The sequence below is a fragment of the Streptomyces sp. NPDC093149 genome, assembly GCF_044754145.1.
GTDB lineage: Bacteria > Actinomycetota > Actinomycetes > Streptomycetales > Streptomycetaceae > Streptomyces.
The window spans coordinates 1-1,159 of record NZ_JBIVON010000080.1; the positions used below are offsets into that span (position 1 = coordinate 1).

The window sequence follows — 1,159 nt, forward strand, 5'->3', positions numbered from 1 at the left end:
TGACCGTGGCGCGGCGCTCAGTGCAACGGGCGAGGCGCTGGAAGGCGTTCTGCCAGGCGTGGGTACGTTCGATGTGCCACCGTCGGGTGGCCTGGATCGGTGCTTTCTGGCCCTTGCGGGCGATCTGTCCGTGCAAAAGTCGCTGGGCGAGCAGGATGCGGGTGCCAGCACTGTCGTAGCCAGCGTCAAGGTGCACGGTGACCTCCTCTGGCAGCGGCCCGAGGGCGGTCAGCAGGTCCAAGGTCGGGGCGAGCAGGGGTGAGTCGTGGTGGTTGGCCCCGGCCAGGATGCGGCCGAGGGGGATGCCGTATCCGTCCACCAGGCCGGAGCGTTTCAGCCCCTGCTTGCCCCGGTCGACCGGCGAGCGCCCTGCGACCTCGCCACCCCCGGGCGCCTTGGTGATGCATCCGTCGACGGTGATCTCGTCCAGAACCAGCCCGACCATCCGGTCGTACGCCTCCAGCGCAAGCTGTTTCAGCCGGGCGAACGCACCCAACCGGATCCACTCATCCCGGCGGGCCCGGATCGTCGTGGCCGAACAGGTCGCATCCGCTATCGCCTGGTAGGAGCAGCCGAACCGCAGGAGTTGCAGCGGCTTGTCGAAGACGACCCGGTCACCGACACGGCGCCGGTGACAGCCCAGCGGATGCCCCGGATCGAAGGCCGGCCGCTTCGGCAGCAACGCCGCGAATTGCTCCCACAACGGCTCACTCAGCCACGACGGCAAAACAGGCACAAATCCCCCACAGCGATCACGGAACATCACCACTCCATGATCATCGAGACCAGTGCCGGTTCTCGCGACCAGGGACCCCCAACCCGCCTATCCGCGTAGGTTCTAATAGTACTTCGTTAGGTTGATTTGATCTTGGTGGTCGTGGCGGTGCATGCTGCGGCTCGTGGATCTTGGTGAGGTGGAAAAGCTCCGCGGGGACCTCGGTGATTTCGTGGCTGAGGTCTTCGCGTCCCTGGCGCGCAAGGACCAGCGCCGTCAAGGAGATTGCTATCTGCGCGGGCTGATGCTGGACGGACGGCGCAAGTCTGTCCAGCCGATGGCCGGGCGCCTGCCGGACGGCAACATGCAGGCTCTGCAGCAGTTTGTCAGCCAGTCGCCGTGGGACCACGTTCCGGTGCTGCGGAAGATCGCCAGGAAGATGAC

At 66.1% G+C, this 1,159-nt stretch carries 2 protein-coding genes; one reads left to right on the plus strand and one right to left on the minus strand.

All coding sequences use genetic code 11. The annotated features are described in order from the left end of the window. Nucleotides 1–736 (minus strand): IS5 family transposase (locus ACIQCZ_RS42595; RefSeq protein WP_402291603.1); only part of this gene is annotated, 736 nt, incomplete at its 3' end. Between the two features lie 163 nt (nucleotides 737–899). Between ACIQCZ_RS42595 and ACIQCZ_RS42600 the strand changes: the two genes are divergently transcribed. Then, on the plus strand, nucleotides 900–1,159 hold a 260-nt coding region (locus tag ACIQCZ_RS42600; RefSeq protein ID WP_402291601.1), incomplete at its 3' end, for a transposase.